Below are 1,051 nucleotides of genomic sequence, written 5' to 3'. Positions count from 1 at the left end.
TGGCGCGATCAGTAGCCCAGGCGTCTCATCTTAACCTGAACAACCATACGATTTATCCAAGAAATTGCAAACACTGCTGCAAAGCCCGCTGCACCGAGCCTAGGTAGCCCTCTCCAAACAGGTTGAGATGGTTGAGCCAGTGGTAGAGCTGGTAGAGGGGCTTGCGGTGGGGATACCCCTCGTCCAAGGGGTAGGCCTGCTGATAAGCCCGATAGAACTCCGGCGGAAAGCCGCCAAACAGTTCTGTCATCGCCAGATCCGTCTCTCGATCCCCGTAGTAGGTGGCCGGATCGAAAATCACCGGGGATCCATCGGCCAAGGCCCCGTAGTTGCCGCCCCACAGATCTCCATGCAACAGAGCGGGTTCTGGCCTGTAGTCCTGAAAAAAGGCTTCCAGCTCCGCCATTACCCGTTCGGCTTGGGCCACCCACGTGCCGCGATACCCCTGTTGGCAAGCCAATTTCACCTGGTAGAGCAGCCGCTGTTCCCGATAAAAATCCGGCCAATTCTGCCGCCAACTGTTGATCTGCGGCGTGGAGCCGATGGTGTTGTCGCGCTCCCAACCGTAGCTGCCGTTGGGGGATAGGGTGCGGTGCAACTGGGCCAACTGGGATCCCAATAAACCCGCAGTGTGCGGACGGGGCGAGGTTAGCTCCAGGTATTCCAGCACCAAGTAGGCCTGCTCTCCTACGGATCCCCAGACAATGGGCTGAGGTACGCGAATGGCCTGGGCAGCCGCTAGGGTTTGCAAGCCCGCAGCTTCCGCTGCAAACATCTCCAGCGCCCTTTCTCCCCCACGGGCCAATTTGACGAAGTAGTCTTTTACCCCTTCTGCAAGAGGGCTTTGGGAAGCGCAGGAAAACCGATAGGTGGCGTTGATGCTGCCTCCGCCCACAGAACGATACTGTAGGGGCTGGATGGGATCCCCTGTTGCTTCTGAAAGGTGCTGGGCGATGGTCTGCCAAAGAGTTTGCATCAGCAGCAAAAGTCAATTATCGGAGAAAAACAGGTACTTATGGTCATTTCGGGTAGTCATTTCAGGTTAGGGTGA

At 57.2% G+C, this 1,051-nt stretch carries 1 protein-coding gene; it reads right to left on the bottom strand.

Annotated elements, in window-relative coordinates:
• Positions 1–52: 52 nt before the first annotated feature.
• Complete coding sequence (locus NW819_RS14495) at positions 53–976, bottom strand: fructosamine kinase family protein (RefSeq protein WP_414328999.1); 924 nt, start codon at positions 974–976, stop codon at positions 53–55.
• Between the last annotated feature and the right edge of the window lie 75 nt (positions 977–1,051).

Origin of the sequence: Synechococcus sp. R8-2, from assembly GCF_047461715.1 — a bacterium.
Taxonomy (GTDB): Bacteria; Cyanobacteriota; Cyanobacteriia; order Thermostichales; family Thermostichaceae; genus Thermostichus.
The sequence above is the reverse complement of the archived record's forward strand: the minus strand, read 5'-3'. Positions and strand labels throughout refer to the sequence as shown.

Bases quoted from the DNA above. Each gene is read 5' to 3' on its own strand.
- NW819_RS14495 (WP_414328999.1), bottom strand. From the start codon at position 976: ATGCAAACTCTTTGGCAGACCATCGCCCAGCACCTTTCAGAAGCAACA.